14 protein-coding genes are annotated in these 18,370 nt (G+C 40.4%); 10 read left to right on the top strand and 4 right to left on the bottom strand.

Annotated elements, in window-relative coordinates:
• Nucleotides 1-333: 333 nt before the first annotated feature.
• A complete protein-coding gene (gloA2, locus tag EP737_RS13310) occupies nucleotides 334-720 on the top strand; it encodes an SMU1112c/YaeR family gloxylase I-like metalloprotein (RefSeq protein ID WP_129728459.1) in 387 nt (128 codons plus the stop codon).
• Between the two features lie 30 nt (nucleotides 721-750).
• Nucleotides 751-1,386, top strand: coding sequence for an MOSC domain-containing protein (locus tag EP737_RS13305; RefSeq protein ID WP_129728458.1), 636 nt, complete (start codon nucleotides 751-753; stop codon nucleotides 1,384-1,386).
• A 59-nt stretch (nucleotides 1,387-1,445) separates the two neighbouring features.
• Here EP737_RS13305 and EP737_RS13300 read toward each other — a convergent pair whose 3' ends face one another.
• Nucleotides 1,446-1,652 (bottom strand): heavy-metal-associated domain-containing protein, encoded by a 207-nt coding sequence (locus tag EP737_RS13300; RefSeq protein ID WP_129728457.1) that lies wholly within the window; start codon nucleotides 1,650-1,652, stop codon nucleotides 1,446-1,448.
• 242 nt (nucleotides 1,653-1,894) lie between these two features.
• Nucleotides 1,895-3,004: a GerAB/ArcD/ProY family transporter gene (locus EP737_RS13295; protein ID WP_129728456.1), complete on the bottom strand. Its 1,110-nt coding sequence runs from the start codon at nucleotides 3,002-3,004 to the stop codon at nucleotides 1,895-1,897.
• A gap of 142 nt (nucleotides 3,005-3,146) precedes the next feature.
• Here EP737_RS13295 and EP737_RS13290 point away from each other — a divergent pair, with 142 nt between their 5' ends.
• The 6 genes from EP737_RS13290 to EP737_RS13265 all read left to right on the top strand — a co-directional run bounded on the left by EP737_RS13290 (nucleotide 3,147) and on the right by EP737_RS13265 (nucleotide 13,932).
• Nucleotides 3,147-4,748 carry a spore germination protein gene (locus EP737_RS13290; RefSeq protein ID WP_129728455.1) on the top strand — a complete coding sequence of 534 codons (1,602 nt, stop codon included), beginning with the start codon at nucleotides 3,147-3,149 and terminating at the stop codon, nucleotides 4,746-4,748.
• A gap of 29 nt (nucleotides 4,749-4,777) precedes the next feature.
• Nucleotides 4,778-5,950: a Ger(x)C family spore germination protein gene (locus EP737_RS13285; protein WP_129728454.1), complete on the top strand. Its 1,173-nt coding sequence runs from the start codon at nucleotides 4,778-4,780 to the stop codon at nucleotides 5,948-5,950.
• 482 nt (nucleotides 5,951-6,432) lie between these two features.
• Nucleotides 6,433-8,832, top strand: a complete 2,400-nt coding sequence (locus EP737_RS13280) for a transglycosylase domain-containing protein (RefSeq protein ID WP_129728453.1) — start codon at nucleotides 6,433-6,435, stop codon at nucleotides 8,830-8,832.
• Between the two features lie 628 nt (nucleotides 8,833-9,460).
• On the top strand, nucleotides 9,461-10,513 hold the full coding sequence (locus tag EP737_RS13275; RefSeq protein WP_165350790.1) for a Gfo/Idh/MocA family oxidoreductase: 1,053 nt from the start codon (nucleotides 9,461-9,463) through the stop codon (nucleotides 10,511-10,513).
• 216 nt (nucleotides 10,514-10,729) lie between these two features.
• Nucleotides 10,730-12,163, top strand: a complete 1,434-nt coding sequence (locus tag EP737_RS13270; protein ID WP_129728451.1) for a sugar porter family MFS transporter — start codon at nucleotides 10,730-10,732, stop codon at nucleotides 12,161-12,163.
• Between the two features lie 770 nt (nucleotides 12,164-12,933).
• A complete protein-coding gene (locus tag EP737_RS13265) occupies nucleotides 12,934-13,932 on the top strand; it encodes a LacI family DNA-binding transcriptional regulator (RefSeq protein WP_129728450.1) in 999 nt (332 codons plus the stop codon).
• 237 nt (nucleotides 13,933-14,169) lie between these two features.
• On the opposite strand, the gene EP737_RS13260 is transcribed toward EP737_RS13265, so the two are convergent.
• Nucleotides 14,170-14,337, bottom strand: a complete 168-nt coding sequence (locus tag EP737_RS13260) for a DUF3933 family protein (protein ID WP_129728449.1) — start codon at nucleotides 14,335-14,337, stop codon at nucleotides 14,170-14,172.
• A gap of 254 nt (nucleotides 14,338-14,591) precedes the next feature.
• Between EP737_RS13260 and EP737_RS13255 the strand changes: the two genes are divergently transcribed.
• Both EP737_RS13255 and EP737_RS13250 read left to right on the top strand, forming a co-directional pair.
• The gene (locus EP737_RS13255; RefSeq protein ID WP_129728448.1) at nucleotides 14,592-16,172 is read left to right on the top strand and encodes an ATP-binding protein; all 1,581 of its coding nucleotides are present in this window, start codon (nucleotides 14,592-14,594) and stop codon (nucleotides 16,170-16,172) included.
• Between the two features lie 16 nt (nucleotides 16,173-16,188).
• Nucleotides 16,189-16,884: a response regulator gene (locus EP737_RS13250; protein WP_281278897.1), complete on the top strand. Its 696-nt coding sequence runs from the start codon at nucleotides 16,189-16,191 to the stop codon at nucleotides 16,882-16,884.
• 336 nt (nucleotides 16,885-17,220) lie between these two features.
• On the opposite strand, the gene EP737_RS13245 is transcribed toward EP737_RS13250, so the two are convergent.
• Nucleotides 17,221-18,165, bottom strand: a complete 945-nt coding sequence (locus EP737_RS13245; RefSeq protein WP_165350785.1) for a DctP family TRAP transporter solute-binding subunit — start codon at nucleotides 18,163-18,165, stop codon at nucleotides 17,221-17,223.
• Nucleotides 18,166-18,370: the final 205 nt, after the last annotated feature.

Raw genomic sequence — 18,370 nt, 5'->3', positions numbered from 1 at the left:
AGCCAATTCGACGTAGCGAGAAATTTTAGGAACAAAGTATAAGTGCAACTACGCCTCTGTCTTCGTCCAAAAGCAGGGCTCGCCAGTCGGCGAGTTTTCTTTATTAGCAATCTGCCTATCTATTATAATAATTCGGGGATATGTCGTTTTTTCTGTCCGTCTTTTAAAAAAAATAGAAGAGTTTTAAATTTGTTTCGAACCATTGGTGTCAGAGAAATTTTTTTGGATAGAATACCCGCATTGAGTAAGAAAACGAACAGGCACATGCTAAGATAGAAGCTAAGCAATATTTTAAGGGATTTTAGAAAACATATGTATGGAGGAAGAAAGAATATGAACATAGAAAAAATTCATCATACTGCGATTATTTGCTCTAATTATGAAAAGTCGAAGCACTTTTATGTAAATATTCTGGGGCTCAGTATTATCAGTGAAATCTATCGAGAGGAGAGAGATTCCTATAAATTGGATCTTGCGGTAGGAGAGCATGGACAAATCGAATTGTTTTCTTTTCCGCATCCTCCAAAGCGTCCGAGTTATCCGGAAGCGGCTGGCTTGCGCCATTTAGCGTTTCAAGTTACAGATATAAAAGCAGCTGTATGCGAGCTGAAGGAGCATGGTGTGAGCGTTGAGCCAATCCGAATCGATTCTCTTACAGGCAAGCAGTTCACATTCTTTCAGGATCCAGACGGCTTGCCTTTAGAGCTATATGAGGCGTAAAACGAAATCAAAACGAAAGGGGTTCATGAGATGAAGCTGCTGCAAATCAGTGTCGGGCTTCCAAAAACAAAACAATTGAAGAACGGAACGCTCGTAACGGGAATCGGGAAAGAAGAGGTAGAAGGATGTTGGCTGCGAAAGGAATCGTTTGATGGTGATGCTGTTGCCAATACCTCATTTCACGGCGGAGTGGATCGGGCTGTTTGTGTCTATCCGTTTGAGCACTATGCGCTATGGGAAAAGAAATTTGGGAGCACCTTGCCGCGTCCGGCGTTTGGAGAGAATTTTACTGTAATAGGTATGAAAGAGGAAGATACATACATCGGGGATGTGTACCGAATTGGAGAAGCGATTGTACAAGTAACGCAGGGAAGGATCCCATGTATTACGATTGACCATCATACGGGCTGTAAGGGCTTGATGGCGGAAATTGTGAAAACTGGATATACAGGCTATTTTATGCGTGTGCTTGAGGAAGGGTTTGTAGATAAAGATGCAAGCATCACTCTATTAGAGCGAGGAAAATCTGTGACTGTTTTACATACAAACCGTATTTATTTCCACGGCCCATGGAATGAGGGAGAGGCGAAAGAAATTCTAGCGGAAGAGGCGTTGGCACCTGCGTGGAGAAATAAGCTTGTGCAGCGTATTACAAAGAACCGGTAAAGAAAGCTCGCCAATTCGGCGAGTTTTCTTTACGACAGATTTTAGACATTTTTTCCGTATTACAGGGGATGCAGTCCGTATTGCTGAATTTTGTTAATAATCTGTTCCTCAGTAACTTGACTTTCATTGTATGTAATCTTCACTTCGCCATCTTCCATGTTCACATCGGTCCATTCAACGCCATCCATCTGTATAAGAATTGATTCTAATGTTTGAATAGGTTGTTCATTTGTTGCTTCTTTTACATAGATAGTTGTATCTGCCAATTTACATCTTCCTTTCCAAGCGTTTTATAGATGTATGTTCCTAAGCAATAGACTTCCATTTTAAATCTAAGTAGAATTCTTAGTTACTCGATCCTGTTTTTCTTTCTTACCCACGTAATGATGGATAAAACGATAGACAGGAAAAAGAGAAATATATGTAGAGCCCAAGGATGCTGAATGATTACTCTAGACTGCCATGGCCAAAAAAATTGCTCCATTGTGAGATACAGCTCCTATTCATACTATAATCTGCTTTTTTTCATTTGTTTGCCGGATATGCCCTTTCGGATACAGGTCACAATCAATAATAAACTAGGAATTAAAAACCAAGGGACTATCGAAGGATATGCAAGGCTTCCTAAACCTGAAGCAATATGCTCCGATGTGCTTTCGGATTCGGTTAATCCTAAAATAAGGACAATGACGCTTACAGGGAAAACAAGAACTCTGCTATCGCTAAGATATAACAATTGCTGTATTCCCCGAATGACTCCATACATTTGTAACGTCACTTTAAAAAAGACGAAGCCCATAAAATACAAAATCCCTAATGCATCTAGGTTCTCGAGAAAGTCCGCAATAGAGATAGTTTTGACTAACCTGTATAAGGGGTACGTACTGCTTGAAAAGACTTCTTCACCAAATGTCAGGATGGCCAGTGCATCGAAAGTAGAAAGAAGAATTCCATATAAAAGAGTAGCCAAAATAGTCGTCTTTGCGATGCGTTCCGGCTGTTTCGTCAATGTCCAAATCATAGCGAACTCAAGGGTTTCCGCAAAGGATTGCTGGGCGCCGCTTGGCCATGCCCCTTCCCAAACACGGTCCCATCCTTCTCCCAAAACTGGCTGTAATCGTTCAATACGGATCGTATCTGATCCAAAAATTAAGACAATCTCAACCAAAAATAAAACTAATAGGACAGGCAAAATGATCTCTCCGAGACGAGCTATAACCTCAATTCCACTAAACAGAGCATAAGCGATAGCGATCATAAATACGCTAAGTATCACCCAATTAGGTGTACCTGGCAAAATAGTTGTTGGGATGAGGTCCTTTACATCACCGAGTGTACGACTAGAGTTGTATAAAAACATAAGCATATAAAACCAGGAAATAGGGGTGCCAAGCCATTGACCAAACTGAGCAGGAAACCATTCAACAAGAGTTAATCCCGGCTGAAGACGCATTAAGATGAGAAATATACCAATGAGACATGTCCCAAGTGCAGTAGACAATAAGACAGATAGCCAAGCATCTTTCCCGGCTGCAGAAGCAAACCCGAATATCCCAGAAGAGCCAATTTGAAACAATAAGGTAAGCATAAACAATTGGGTGATTGAGATTCTTTCCATGGTTTTCCCCATCCTAATCCACTTTTTGTCACCTGCTTTAGTATTAACATGAACAAAATTTTTAGAGTATATCCTTGAAATTTATTTTTATATCTGGTCAAAATAAGAAAAATGTATAGAAGATAGAAGGGGATATGTGGAAATGGGAATGTTGCGTTGGTTGAAAAAGAGGAACTCACAATCAAATCAAAATCATGAGCCGCAGTTATGTTCTCGGCAAGATGATGCAAAATATGATCAACTTACAGGTCATTTCCATGATGATATAAAACAGTTGAAAGGAATTTTTGAGCGATCCTCCGATATTGTGTTTTATGAGTTTCGGTTAAGCAGGATACAAAAGGGAGTGCTTATTTGTTTAGACGGCATGGTAGATGCAGAAATAATTGATTCTGATGTGATGAAACCCTTGCTGAACGTTGGGAAAATGACATTTCTTTCCGCAGACATTCCATTAAGGGATATGGAAACCTTTCTGCAAGAGCAAATTATTCATGTTTCTCAAGTTAGTATAGGACAGACCATTCAGGAAGCAGTAGAGCATATTTTGGACGGGGATACCGTTTTATTATTAGATGGAGTAAAGCAAGCTCTTTTTATTAGCGCCAAAGGATGGGACATGAGATCTGTTGAAGAGCCAGCGACGGAAGCGGTAATCCGTGGTCCTAGGGAAGGTTTTACAGAAAACTTGAGAACCAACACGAGTCTGCTTCGCAGAAGATTAAAAACCTCTCAGCTCAAAATGGAAGCTATAAAGGTAGGGCGATTATCAAATACGAATATCGTGATTACCTATCTGGACGGGGTTGTGGAGCCATCTCTCGTAGCAGAGGTGCGAGAAAGGTTAAGACGAATTGATATTGATGCAATTTTAGAAAGCGGCTATATTGAGGAACTTATTGGGGATAATCCCTTTTCTGTTTTCCCCCAGGTGAACAATACTGAGCGTCCAGACAAGGTGGCAGCTAATTTATTGGAAGGAAAGATAGGGATACTCATTGACAATACACCGTTTGCGCTGATTGTGCCGATTACTTTTTATGAAATGCTGCAATCAAGTGAGGACTATTACCAGCATTTTATGGTTTCGACGGTAATCCGATGGCTCCGCTTCTGTATGATAGGAATTGCTTTACTTTTACCCTCCCTTTATATTGCGATTACGACCTATCATCCAGAAATGCTTCCGACTACCTTATTGCTTAGTGTTGCTTCTGGAAGGGAAACTGTTCCTTTTCCGGCCTTTGTAGAAGCTTTAATTATGGAGATTTCCTTCGAAGGATTGCGGGAAGCGGGTGTACGTCTGCCAAGGACTGTCGGGCAGGCGGTAAGTATTGTGGGAGCTCTGGTCATTGGACAGGCGGCAGTACAGGCAGGAATTGTATCTGCTTCGATGGTAATTGTTGTTTCTATTACCGGGATATCCTCCTTTATTTTTCCGGTCTTTAGTCAAGGAATCGCCATTCGGCTGCTTCGATTTCCTATGATGATTTGCGCGGCAACATTAGGTTTATATGGTATCTTAGTGGCAATTTTAATTCTTTTAATTCATATGGCACGACTTCGTTCTTTCGGTGTGCCTTATTTGTCTCCAGTGGCACCTTTGAATCTTACGAGTTTGAAGGATATTTATGTGCGTGTTCCTTGGTGGGGAATGGTGGATCGTTCTGATCAAACCGGGAAAAAGAATCGAAAACGGATGAGTCATTCATTGCGTCCGCGTTCACCTCAGCGAAAAAGTTAGAAAAGCTATGGCTAGGAAAGGGGAGCGTTATGAGAAAACTAGGCATCCTCGTTATCTGCTGCGTTATGATACTCGTACTAGCTGGCTGTTGGAGCCGGGTGGAGATTAATGATATCGCGATTGTAACTGCCACAGCTATCGATAAGATGCGTGATGGAAAAATCCGTATCGCGCTTCAAGTGGCAATTCCAAAGAAGCTTGGCCCTGTTGGGGCCGGTGGTTCTGGAGGGGAAATGGAAACAACTCTGCTGATTTCGGAGACGGGAGAAAACGTGATGGATGCCTCTCGGAAACTGCAAGAAAAATTTCCTCGTCGCATTTTCTTTTCTCATAGCCGAAACATAATCATTGGAGAAAGGGCGGCAAAGGATGGTGTTTTTCCACTCTTAAGTTTCTTTGCGAGAGGAAGGGAATCACGTCTGCGTGGTTTTATTTTGTTCTCCAAGGGAGAAGCTGCACGCATTTTAAAACCAGCTCCCAACATTGAGCGATACACTTCAGAGGCTATTAGGGAGGAATTGAAAGCGGGGGTAGGGCTAAGGATCATGCAAAAGGACTTTATTGATATGCTTACGACAGAAGGTATCTCCCCTGCTGCGGCTCAAGTGGCAATAAGACCTGCAGAAAAGGGAAGGAAGAATGCGGGGCTAAATCCTGCCATCAGCGGAACGGCTGTTTTTCGTCAAGACAAATTAGTAGGGTGGATTGATGAGAGGGATACACGGGGGGTACTATGGTTTCGCAATGAGGTGGAGAAATCAAATGTTACAGTCACGGTACCAAAGGAAAAAGGAGGGGGGAAAATCGGTGCCCAGTTACTAACAGGAAAGACAAAGGTGAAGCCAATCCTTGAGCAAGGCAAAGTAAAGATGAAAGTGAATGTTCATGCAGAAGTTGAGCTTTTTGAAAATGGTTCAAGTTTAGATCTAGGCAATCCAAAAGTATTGCAATACGTTCAAAATCTGCTAGAGATGGACGTGAAAAAAAGGATGCAATCGGCTCTTTATAAGACACAGAAACAGTTTCATTCTGATATATTTGGGTTTGGAAATTCCTTGTATCGCACCTACCCGAAGCTATGGAAAGAACGCTTTAAAAAACAGTGGAATGAGGAATTTCCCGAACTAGAGGTCAGCATAACGCCTCATATTTCCATCGTTCGAATCGGGCTTTACGTCAAATCTCCAGAAATGAAAGATTAAAATAAAATCGGTATGTATCTATCCATTTCCTTCTATGGCTGGATGTTGATTTTGTTTATATTCCGGAAACTGTCTGCTTGTCAGACGACTTGTTTTATACTGTAGGAAAGTATAAATTTCCAGCTAGAAGTGAATTTGACGTAGTCGGAAGTTTTAGGAATACAGTATAAGTAGGGCTACGTCTCTGTCTTCGCCCAAGGGCAGGGCTTGCCAGGCGGCGAGTTTTTAACCACCTTATTATAAAACAGCGTGTTGTCTTGTTACTGACCGCTGCTCCCTGATATAACGGGTTTATAAAATTTTTCATTCGCTTCATTTTTATCCCTCTATTAAGAGTTATTTTGAATATTTATAGTAGAAATAACAAAACAATTAAATATAGAAGATATACGTTTCCTATTGACGAAATGTCTTGTTTATTAAAAAATAAAAGCTATGTAATTTATAAAGCTTGAGAAATTATGCCAAAGGTGGTTTGAAGTATGGGGAGAATGGAGAGAAGGCAGCAGCAAAAGCAACAGCAAAAGCAAAAGTCGTCGAGGCGTATAGGAACGCTATGGCGTTCTAAAGGCCTTATGTTTAAAATTATGACGGCAACAGCAGCATTAATTGCTTGCATGCTTCTCGTTTTTAATATTGCTGTTCTAGCAAGCGATGTAAGTAAATTAGAGGATCCAGCGCCGCAGCCGACTGTTATTTATGATCAAAATGGTAAGATTGCCAGTACAATTGCTGCTTCCGATATTAAAGGGGTTGGATTAGACGAAATCCCAAAGGATGTTATTCATGCCGTTATTGCAACAGAGGATCAACGATTTTATAAGCATCATGGAATTAATTATGTGGGAATTGCCCGGGCATTTATTGAGAACGTAAAAAGCGGAGAGGTTGTAGCGGGCGGGAGTACAATCACACAGCAGTTAGCAAAAAATGTGTTCCTCACTCAGGATAGGACATATACACGGAAATTGAAGGAGCTCGTTCTGACAAAGAAAATTGAACGCACGTACTCAAAGGATGAAATCATTGTTCGCTACTTAAATCAAATTTATTTTGGAGAAGGAGCATGGGGAATTGAGAGAGCTGCTGAAACATACTTCGGTAAAAATGCCAAAGACCTAACATTGAGCGAATCTGCTATCCTGGCTGGATTAATTAAAGCACCTTCTGTGTTATCGCCTGTTAAGAATTTTGAAAAGTCGATGGAGAGAAGAAATGTTGTCCTTTCTTTAATGCAAAAGGAAGGATATATTACTCAAAGCGAAGTGAACCAAGCAAAGGCGCAGAAAATTGTGTTGAAAAGCAAAAAAGCGACTGATGACTATGATGGAAAATATCCTCATTATGTTGATCATATTATTGAAGAAGCCAGTGAGAAGTACGGTTTAAACGCAAATGAGATTTTAGCTGGAGGTTACAGCATTTATACAGAGCTCAATCCAACGATGCAGGAAGCGACGGAAAAGACATATGCAAATAATCGCCTGTTCCCGAACAGCCCATCTGATCAGCTCGTACAAAGCAGCGCGGTGTTTGTAAATCCTTCAACAGGGGGGATTCAGGCGCTAATCGGAGGAAGAGGAGAGCATACATTTAGACAGTTTAATCGTGCAACACAGTTAAAACGGCAGCCTGGCTCTTCGATGAAGCCGTTGGCTGTTTATACGCCTGCGTTGGAGAATGGATATGACATATTCGATGAACTACAAGATAGGCCGCTTAATATTAGCGGATATACACCGCTAAACTACGATAAACGCTTCCGTGGGGAAGTATCTATGTACCAGGCTGTCATTGAGTCCTACAATGTCCCAGCTGTTTGGTTATTACAAAAGATCGGCTTAGAGAAAGGCTTAGATTCTGTACGCAGCTTTGGCATTCCGCTAGAGAAAGAAGACGAAACCCCTGCTATTGCATTAGGCGGCATGCATGAGGGTACCTCTCCGCTTAAAATGGCACAAGCTTTTGCTGCATTCGCAAATAATGGTGTGATGGTAGAGGCCCACGCAATTAAGGAAATTAAAAATGCGGATGGAGAAACAATTGGAAAATGGAAGAAAAAATCGAAGAGGATTATGGATCCCGTCACTGCACAAAAAATAACCTACATGCTTAAAGGTGTTGTGCAGGAAGGGACTGGAAGAAAAGCTGCGATAAGCGGAAGGGATATTGCAGGTAAAACAGGAACGACACAATTGCCAATACAAGGGCTCGATGGGGCGAAGGATCATTGGTTCGTCGGATATACACCGGAGATTGCAGGTGCCGTTTGGCTTGGATATGATAAAACAGACGCATCACATTATCTTTCCTCATCTAGTGGATCGACGTCTGCAGTTATCTTTAAAGAGATTATTTCCAAATCCCAATCTGTGCTTCCTGATAAAACATTCGATCTCTCATTACTTGGCAGCAAGTATAAGAAAAAAAATCAGAGTGTACAAGTAGAGCAGGAAGAGAAGCAGGAAACAGAAAAGCAGGAAACAGAAGATAAGGCTCAAGAACAGGAAGAGAAGCAACAAGAGAAAGAAGAAGAAAAGCAAGAAAAAGAAGAGCAAAAACAAGAGCAAAAACAAGAGCAAAAACAAGAGAAGGAAAACGAGAAGCAGAACGAGAAGCAGAACGAAGAACAAAAGCAGGATAGTGGAACGCAGCAGGGGAATAATGGAAACAGTAATACTACTGGTAATACTGGCAATACTACTGGTAATACTGGCAATACTACTGGTAATACTGGCAACACTACTGGTAACACCGGCAATACTACTGGTAACACCGGCAATACTACTGGTAATACCGGTAAGCCGACACAAGAGCAGCAACCCCAAACCCAGGAAAAGCAACAGAACCAAGAAAGCACACAGAGTCAAGCAACTCAATAGAATCATCAATCACCCAAAGCAAGCAGAACAGGATTTCTCACATCCCTACTTGCTCGGAAAGGAAGCAGCCTCGGCAAATGGATCGGGGCTGTTTTTGATCTTGGGCTACTCTAATCTTTTGAGAAATCGTTTTCCTTGAAACCTTAATGAAATATACTTTTTTATGAAGAATGAATCAAATTAATAAGCTCTATAGGACATTTTAGTAAATATTTAGCCTATTTATCCATCTTTCACATGGAATATTCTATAAAAACTCTCCAATATCACTTCTTTTTTAGAAAAAACAATATTGACCTCTATCAAAAACTATCTTATAATTAAAAACAATTAAAGAAAACGTTTTCCTTAAAACTTATGAAAGGTAGGTTTTTCTAGTTAAGATAAAAACAAAAGATTATGATATGTAATTCTCATTATTTTTGTCTTAACAGCATTTTCAATGTAAGACGCTATTGGTTTTATTAATTAAAACTCATAAGAGAAGTTAATCGAAATTGTTTTTAAAACTTATTATAGTTTTAAAAGTAAGCGCTTAATATGTATTGATTTTACTATTAATACAGAAATCGGTATTCAGGTGCAGCTTCAACAAAATTTATAAAATATGAAAAGGTGGAGAGATATGATGGGGAAGGTAAAGGTTGGTATTGTTGGATTAGGTCGATTAGGGAGACAGCATGCAGAAAATTTGGCGTTCCGTATCCCGAACTGTGAATTATTAGCTGTTTGCAGTGTTATTCAAGATGAAGTCGAACAAGTCCAAAAAGAGTGGGATGTTAAATATACCTATACTGATTATGATGAAATGCTGAAGAATAAGGAGTTAGATGCTATATTTATTGCTTCTCCATCTGGATTTCATTGTGAACAAATTGAAAAGGCCTTACATGCTGGTTTTCATGTATTCAGTGAAAAACCGCTTGGATTATATTTGGAAGAAGCAGTACGTGTTCAAGAGGTAGTTAATAATCACCCAGACAAGGTATTTATGATTGGTTTCATGCGAAGATATGACAGATCATATGTATATGCGAAAAAGAAAATTGAGCAAGGGAAAATCGGAGATCCGGTTTTGGTTCGTTGCTACGGACTTGATCCGGCAAAAGCTATCAATGGATTTATGCAGTTTGCGAAAAACAATTACAGTGGTGGTTTGTTCTTGGATATGGCCATCCATGACCTGGATTTAGCTAGATGGTATCTAAATGCAGAAGCCAAACAGGTATGGGCGATTGGCGGTGCTTATGCTTATCCAGAAATTGCACAGTTAAACGATGCCGAAACAGGAGCGGCATTGGTGAAATTTGAAAACAATAAAATGGGAATTTTTGTAGCTGGCCGTAACTGTGCTCATGGATATCATATTGAAACTGAGATTATCGGCACGAAAGGTACATTAAGAATTGGGACAACCCCAGACAAAAATATGGTATCCGTATTTGATGATAATGGGGTCGTGAAAGAATGCTCAGACGGATTTTTAGAACGATTTGAACAGGCGTATTTGAGCGAGGCAGAAGAATTTATTTCTTGCATCAGGGAGAACAGACAACCAAGTGTCACTGTGGAAGACGGGGTATTATCTACAGCCCTTGGCTATGCTTGCAAAGAGTCATTTGAAACAGGAGAACTGATTTCGGTTCAATCTCCTTATAAAACAAAACCGTTATCTATTTAATTGGAGGGCACGCTACTCGTTATTTGATGACTATATAAGTCCATTTTAATGTTTCCACATATTTAAAGCAGGTCAGTTCAAGTATTCATTAAGTGGCAGAGTTAGTGATATATCAGATGTTTAAGTTGGACTTATATATTGTTAAAAGTAAAGTAAAACGAGAAGCAGTGTATGAATTAGAGGTTGGCACAATACAGCAAATGAGGGTGATCATGCATGAGCAATCAAGGGAGGAAGAACCCAAGAAATTATAAAAGCTTTTTGCAGCTTATTATGATTTCTGCGACCTTTGGCGGGCTTCTTTTTGGATATGATACTGGGGTTATCAACGGAGCTTTACCTTTTATGGAAAGGCCTGATCAGCTTCATCTAACACCAGTTACAGAAGGTCTTGTTACGAGCTCGCTTCTATTAGGAGCTGCATTTGGTGCGTTAGCGTGCGGTAAACTAGCAGACCGCTATGGTCGTCGGAAAATGATCCTTAATCTTTCGTTTTTATTCCTGTTAGCATCACTTGGAACTACATTTGCGCCTAATGTTTCAATCATGGTTGTCTTCCGGTTTTTACTAGGGCTCGCTGTTGGCGGGGCATCATCGATGGTACCGGCCTTTTTAGCAGAAATGGCACCCCATGAGCAACGCGGCCGAATGGTGACGATGAATGAATTTATGATTGTTGGCGGGCAATTATTAGCCTACGTTTTCAACGCTATTCTTGGTGTTACAATGGCTGATACTGGACATGTTTGGCGATACATGCTTTTTATTTGTGCAATTCCGGCTTTAGCGCTATTTGTAAGTATGCTTGTTGTTCCAGAGAGCCCAAGATGGCTAGCTGCAAAAGGGAAAAAGAATGAGGCGCTGCGTGTTCTGAAACAAATACGTGACGAGAAACGAGCACAAACTGAATTTCATGAAATTGAAGCAGCATTACAAAGGGATTCAGAGCTTGAAAAGGCATCTATCAAAGACTTTGCCGCACCATGGCTGCGCCGCGTTTTGTTAATTGGCATTGGGGTTGCCATGGTAAATCAAATTACAGGTGTTAACTCCATTATGTATTATGGAACGCAAATTCTTGAAGAGTCTGGCTTTGGTACGAAGGCGGCTTTAATTGCTAACATTGCGAATGGGCTCGTTTCAGTGATTGCAGTCGTATTTGGGATTTGGATGGTTGGTAAGGTAAATCGTCGTCCCATGTTGATTATTGGTTTGTCTGGAACCACAACAGCACTTTTACTTATTGCAATATTTTCAAAGGTACTTGAAGGATCGGCTGCCCTTCCGTATGTTGTGCTTTCTTTAACGGTGTTATTCCTTGCCTTTATGCAGGCGTGTGTTGGACCGGTAACATGGTTAGTCATTGCAGAAATCTTCCCGCAAAGACTAAGGGGTCTTGGGGCTGGTATTAGTGTATTTTTCCTATGGATTGTAAACTTTATTATTGGTTTTACTTTTCCAATACTGCTAAGCTCTGTAGGTCTATCTACTACATTCTTTATTTTTGTCGTTCTTGGTATATTGGGAATTGGCTTCGTTTACAAATGGATGCCAGAAACAAATGGACGCACACTTGAAGATATAGAGGAGCATTTCCGTTCACAATATGATCAGGGCAACACAAATAAATCAATGATGAAGGTCCAATAAGAAAAATAATTGTAAGCGCTTATGACTAGAAAAATAAATTGTAAGTATGCAGTTTACATAGGGCTGTCGAAGTACATCACCCTATTACGAAATGGAGTGTTGATTCAAAATTTGCTGATTTGATTGATGGGTTAAGCGACTTGAGAACACCTCCATTGTTCTACCTTAGGTCATGTTACCGAATGTAGTACTATCAGACTTTATTAAAAAGTCGTACGCACTTCTCTGAAAAGGGTGCTGTATGCTGTAGAGACTATCAATAATGAATGTGAGGCAGCCTTGTATATCAAGGCTGTCTTTTTCTCACTGTAAGAAAGTATAAATTCCCAGCTAGAAGTTCATTCGGCGTAGTAGGGAATTTTAGGAATACAGTATAAGTGCAACTACGCCTCTGTCTTCGCCCAAGGGCAGGGCTTGCCAATCGGCGAGTTTTCTTTAGTGGGTATCCTGCTCCTGTACATACTTTCTCTTAGTTTTTTTGTTTAGAAGGGAGACCTAATATTGGAGTAAGTGTAAAATCGGAACATACCTCTCCTTTTATAAAATAGCAGTATAGAAGGAGGGAGAGGAGCAAGAGTGGGTTATATTTGAGTTTGTTATATTAAGATATCTTTGTTGTACTTATGTATCATGAAGATATACATAATATTAAACAATAGTCTTGATATTCGATATTGAATTTTACATGTTATAATAGCATGAAGCGTTTTCATGTTACTATGTTAATGTTATATAAATGAAAGCTAGTAAAGAAAGGAGGAGCTACTGTTGTGAAACCGACCATTCATAGTGTCGCTCAAGAAGCTGGGGTTTCCATTTCCACTGTTTCAAAAGTGATACATAATACGGGAAGCATTAGTGAACAAACTAGGAAAAAAGTGTTCCAAGCAATGAATAAACTCAATTATCATCCTGATGTAGCCGCAGCTTCTCTAAGAGGGAAAAAAACAAAGGTGATTGGTTTGCTGGTTCCTGATATCTCAAATCCGTTTTATGCTGAGGTTGCAAGAAGCATTGAAGATCGCAGTCGTGAGTTGGGATTTAATGTTATGATGTGTAATACAGATAATGATGCAGAAAAGGAAAAAGAATATCTATCACTTTTAACTAGCCAAAGAATAGATGGCATTGTTGTAGCTTCAGCTTTTCGAAGCACTGACTTGCTTGAAGGTCTGCTGGAAAAAGGAATTCCGATTGCCTTAATCGCTTCAGAGATCCCAAAATTATCTATAGATACTGTAACGGTTGATGACTATAAAGGAGGATACTTAGCTACTTCATATTTGCTATCCTTAGGTCATAAGAGAATTGCTATTATTGCTGAAAATGTTCGGAGTAATATACCGCGCCTGGAGGCATTTAGAGATGCTATGGAAGAAGCTGAGTTACCTATACTGGATGGCTATATAATAAAAACAGAAGCTATGATTCAAAAGGGATATGAAGGTGCCCAGCAACTTCTTTCCTTGCAAGAAAGACCTACTGCTATTTTTGCCTGTAATGACTTGTTGGCGGCTGGGGTTATACAGGCTGCTAAGGAAATGGGATTCAATATTCCTGAGGATGTATCTGTTGTTGGGTTTGATAATACGGTACTTTCGACGACAACTTCCCCAATGCTAACGACAGTTGCCCAACCGGTGAAAGAGATGGGAGCAAAGGTTATTGATTTATTAACGAAAGAAATGCAAACATCTAAACCTTATAAAGAACGGTTACTCCTTTCTCCTGAATTGATGATTAGACAATCAACAGCTGCTTTGCTTTAAATCTATAAATCAACAATCAGAGAAAATAAAGTTTTTATATTTGTGGGCGTAAAACCACGATACCTTTAGGTTCGTGGTAGTTCACGTACAAAGGTTTATGTTTCCTTTTAGAGGCACCCTTGAGCAAGTACAATCGGCATTGACAGTCCTTACAAAACACATGAATGGCAGGCGCGTGAACATACGCAACTAGACTTGCAGTCAAATATGTCTCCTCTGTTCATCAGCAGGCTTACATTATTTTACCTCTCGTTGTTTTAGTTTTTCTTCTGAAATCGCAATATAGGAATCACCGCTTCTCATACTGCATTCCTCTGCCTTTTGAATGGCTTCCTCAAAGGTTTCAGCATACGAATAAATAAAATAACCATCTTTTTCAACTCTGCAAACAGCATATCGGCTCATTGTGTTTCTCCCTTCATCCTACAGTCTTTTTACATAGTATAATGCTACTAGAGGAATTGGGCAAAATAATCTCTCGTTTCTACTTTAGCGATACATTTCCAGATAGATGCTGATGGAGTTTTCTTTCTGCAAGTGAGATAGTGATTCGACTAAGTGAGCCTCCCGTTTTGTATGCAAACCAATCTTATGAAATGCTATACTAAGCTTGTTACATTTTCTTTGCAGTCCAACTACAAACATTGAGGAAATTATAGATGAAGAAACTGTTTATATCCAATTTGCGCATGAAAATTGGGATTCTTGTATTTTGCCTTGTATTTTTATCAAGTGCTATTAGCGGTGGAATGCTCGTAGAAAAGGTATTGTCAGCAACGGAAAATGAACAAGGACAGCGTGCATTGTCTATTGCCCGATCAGTTGCGGAGCTGGAACCGATTATTAATAATGTTGGGCAGCCTGATGGGGCTAAGAGCATTCAGCCGGTTGCCGAAAAAATTCGTCTTGCAACAGATGTGGAATATATTGTCGTCTATGATATGAATCGTATTCGCTATTCTCACCCTATCTCATCGAAGATTGGGACAGTATTTATGGGAGGAGATGAAGGCCCTTCCTTAGCTGAGCAAGTGTATATTTCCCGTGCTTATGGCAGTAAGGGGCCTTCTATCAGGGCGTTTGTGCCAGTGATGAAGGAAAGCAAACAAGTCGGGGTTGTTGTTGTAGGAATTGTAACACCGACGTATAAGCAGCTGCTTTTAGAATATCGCAGTGATTTGCAGATTCCTTTTTTTATTGCTCTTATTGTTGGATTGATAGGGGCAGTATTGCTTGCTTACAATATTAAAAAGCAAATGTTTAATATGGAGCCGGCTGAGATTGCCCGCTTGCTTGAGGAGCGGGTTGCTGTTTTTCAATCAATTGGTGATGGGGTTATAGCGATTGACAGTCAATATCGTATTACAATAGCGAATCCAGAGGCTTGCCGCATTCTTGGCTTGGCAGAACCTGTTGTTGGAAAAGGAGTGCTTGATGTTATCCCAGACAGCGGGTTAACAACAGTGATGCAAACGGGAACTCCGCAATATAATGAGGATCGCATTGTTGGTAACGCTCGCATACTGGTCAGTATTCTGCCGATACGGGTAAAGGGGAAAATTGTAGGAGCGGCAGCAACGTTTCGAGATAAAACAGAAATGTTTAATTTGGCCGAGGAGTTGACAGGGGTTAAGCAATTTATTGAGGCGCTTCGTGTACAGAATCATGAGCATCGAAATAAGCTGCATGCAATTGCTGGACTTATTCAATTAGGAAAATCAGAACAAGCGCTTAGCTACGTGTTCGATAGTGTACATGAGCAGGAGGAGCTGGCATCTTTTTTAACTAATAACATATGTGACTATAGTATTTCTGGTTTGCTGCTTGCAAAGGTAAGCCGCGCGAAGGAGCTGGGTATTCAGCTCCATATCGACCGCGGCAGCTGTTTGAAGGACATCCCGCAGAAATGGGATGTTGGTATTTTGGTTACGGTAATCGGAAACTTATTAGAAAATGCGATGGAGGCACTTCAAGGCCAGGCCTTAGAGAGACGGAAAATAGAGTGTGCCATTCGTGATTTGGCAGATGAATTAAGAATTGAGATAAAGGACAATGGACCAGGTATTCCGAAACAGATACGAGATCAAATATATAAGCAAGGATTTACGACAAAGGGAAGTAAAAATCGGGGAATTGGGCTTGCTCTGATTCATAGGTATGTAGAAAATGTGGGTGGGAGAATCGATTTGGAGACAGAAGTAAATCTGGGAACCATTTTCACGGTTATTATTCCGAAATAGGAAAGGGGCAAGGGAGTTGCAGGAAAACATCAGGGTAATGATTGTGGATGATGATCCGATGGTTATGGAGGTGAACAAGCAGTTTGTGGAAGCTACCGGTGGATTTGAAATTGTAGGTGCAGCGCAATCTGGTATAGAGGCTTTAGCGGCGATTGCTGCAAAGCAGCCCCATCTTGTTATTCTTGATCATTTTTTGCCTGATTTGAATGGCATGGATGTATTGGTAGAACTGCGTAAGCAAAACCAACCTGTTGATGTGATTTTGGTGACCGCAGCTCGTGATTCAGAAACAGTGCAAAGTGTATTTCGGTACGGAGCTATTGATTATATTGTGAAGCCGTTTCGCTTTGACCGCTTCAAGAGTGCACTTGATAATTATAAGGCGCTCCGTCTCAAGCTGGCAAAGAACGAGCTAAACCAAGAAGAGATTGATTATTTGGCGAATACTAAGGTCAAGCCGCAGCAGAGAGAGTTGCAATTATCCGAAGAGCCTCTTCCAAAGGGGTTAAATGCAGTTACAATGAAACAAATTTTGCTGTTTTTATTAAATCAGAAGAAAGCATTGTCGGCTGAAGAGGTTGCTGAGGGGGTTGGGCTGGCGCGAGTGACAGCGCGAAGATATTTAGATTATCTGGAGAAAACGAAAAAAATAAAATTGGAAGTTCAATATGGAACGATTGGACGACCTATTAATCGCTATTCTCCTTTATAATGTGAAACAGCTACAATTGGCAGCTCTTCTATTACGAAAAAAGCTTCATAGAAAAGGCGGGCTGCATCTTGCTTTTCTGTGAAGCTTTTTTTCTTTCTTGTAAAAATGGATACATTCTAGGTTGAAGTACTCCGGCCCCTGTACTGCCGTAAAAGGCGGGCTTTGTCCGCCTTTCTTACACTTTAAGAAAGTATAAATTTCTAGCTGGGAGATCATTCGACGTGGCGAGAAATTTTAGGAATAAAGTATAAGTGCAACTTGTCTTCGCCCAAGAGCAGGGCTCGCCAATCGGCGAGTTTTCTTTAAATGATTTATTGTCTATACGAGAAACTATGGTTATTTTGTTTTTACATATTCTTCAATCACTTTATTATCAATTTTGTTTGTAAACCATTGGTATGTAGAATGAAAGGTGTTCCTCCACTCCGTCTTTTCTTTAGGACTTAACTCATAAATAGAAAGATCCTCTTGCTGTTTCAGCTGTAAGTATTGCTCCTCCTCCATCTTTGCAGCTGTTTGTCTTTCCCATTCTGTTACCTCGTCTATTGTTTCCTCAAGCATCGTTTTTGTATCTTTCGGAAGACTGCTCCAAAACTGGTTTGTTGTAATAACAAAGTATCCTAAATAGCCATGGTCGCTTTTAGTCATATATTCTTGATGAGTGTAGAGCCGTTTGTTATTAATGTTTGAAACAGTATTTTCTTCTCCCTGCACTTTTCCAGCTTCTAATGCTCTGTACAATTCATCAAATGGCAGAACAATGCTTTTGGCGCCAGCAAGCTCGAACTGCTCTTTAATTACTTCACTATGTGCGATACGAAAGACCAGTCCAAAGAGATCTTCAGGCGTTTGAATTGGTTTTTGGTTGTTTGTCAGCTGTTTAAAGCCATTATTCCAAACAGCAAGCAGCTTAAAGCCTTTTTTTTCAAGAAGCCGGCTTATTTCTGCGCCGACTGGCCCCTCTGCCAATTCATCAACTTCCTCATGGTTGTTAAATAAGTATGGTAAGTCTAGCAGCTGTGCTTCTGGAAGGATTTCTGAAAATTTGGCTGTATGTGGCGCAATCATCTGAACATTTCCCTTTTGCAGCTGTTCAATTTCTTTGTAGTCAGAGTATAGACTGGAATTTGGAAAGACCTGCACCTCGATTTTTCCATTGCTCCGCTTCTCTATAAGCTCTTTAAATTTCTTCGCTGCTAATCCTTTAGGAGTATTTTCCCCCGTTACATACGGGAAGCGAATAATGAGCCTTTCTTGATCGCTTACTTGATCATAGTCCACAGCGCGAGGGGAGCTGCATCCAGACAATAGAAAGGCGGCTGTTATGATGGGATAGAAAAGAACCCTCCTTATACAATACAAAGTGCATCACCTTCCTGGTAGTCATAACGGAACTTTCTTTTATTATAACCTAGTTATTTTGTGAGACCAAAAAGAACAATAAGAACTAAAAAACCATAAAATTGTCGGACTTGTGAACTTCTAT

The organism is Ectobacillus funiculus, assembly GCF_004138295.1.
GTDB classification, from domain to species: domain Bacteria; phylum Bacillota; class Bacilli; order Bacillales; family Bacillaceae_G; genus Ectobacillus; species Ectobacillus funiculus.
The sequence above is the reverse complement of the archived record's forward strand: the minus strand, read 5'-3'. Positions and strand labels throughout refer to the sequence as shown.

Coding starts and splice junctions, on each gene's coding strand:
- EP737_RS13255 (WP_129728448.1), top strand. CDS start 14,592: ATGAAGAAACTGTTTATATCCAATTTGCGCATGAAAATTGGGATTCTT.
- EP737_RS13285 (WP_129728454.1), top strand. CDS start 4,778: ATGAGAAAACTAGGCATCCTCGTTATCTGCTGCGTTATGATACTCGTA.
- EP737_RS13280 (WP_129728453.1), top strand. CDS start 6,433: ATGGGGAGAATGGAGAGAAGGCAGCAGCAAAAGCAACAGCAAAAGCAA.
- EP737_RS13270 (WP_129728451.1), top strand. CDS start 10,730: ATGAGCAATCAAGGGAGGAAGAACCCAAGAAATTATAAAAGCTTTTTG.
- EP737_RS13305 (WP_129728458.1), top strand. CDS start 751: ATGAAGCTGCTGCAAATCAGTGTCGGGCTTCCAAAAACAAAACAATTG.
- EP737_RS13290 (WP_129728455.1), top strand. CDS start 3,147: ATGGGAATGTTGCGTTGGTTGAAAAAGAGGAACTCACAATCAAATCAA.
- EP737_RS13260 (WP_129728449.1), bottom strand. CDS start 14,337: ATGAGCCGATATGCTGTTTGCAGAGTTGAAAAAGATGGTTATTTTATT.
- EP737_RS13275 (WP_165350790.1), top strand. CDS start 9,461: ATGGGGAAGGTAAAGGTTGGTATTGTTGGATTAGGTCGATTAGGGAGA.
- EP737_RS13295 (WP_129728456.1), bottom strand. CDS start 3,004: ATGGAAAGAATCTCAATCACCCAATTGTTTATGCTTACCTTATTGTTT.
- gloA2 (WP_129728459.1), top strand. CDS start 334: ATGAACATAGAAAAAATTCATCATACTGCGATTATTTGCTCTAATTAT.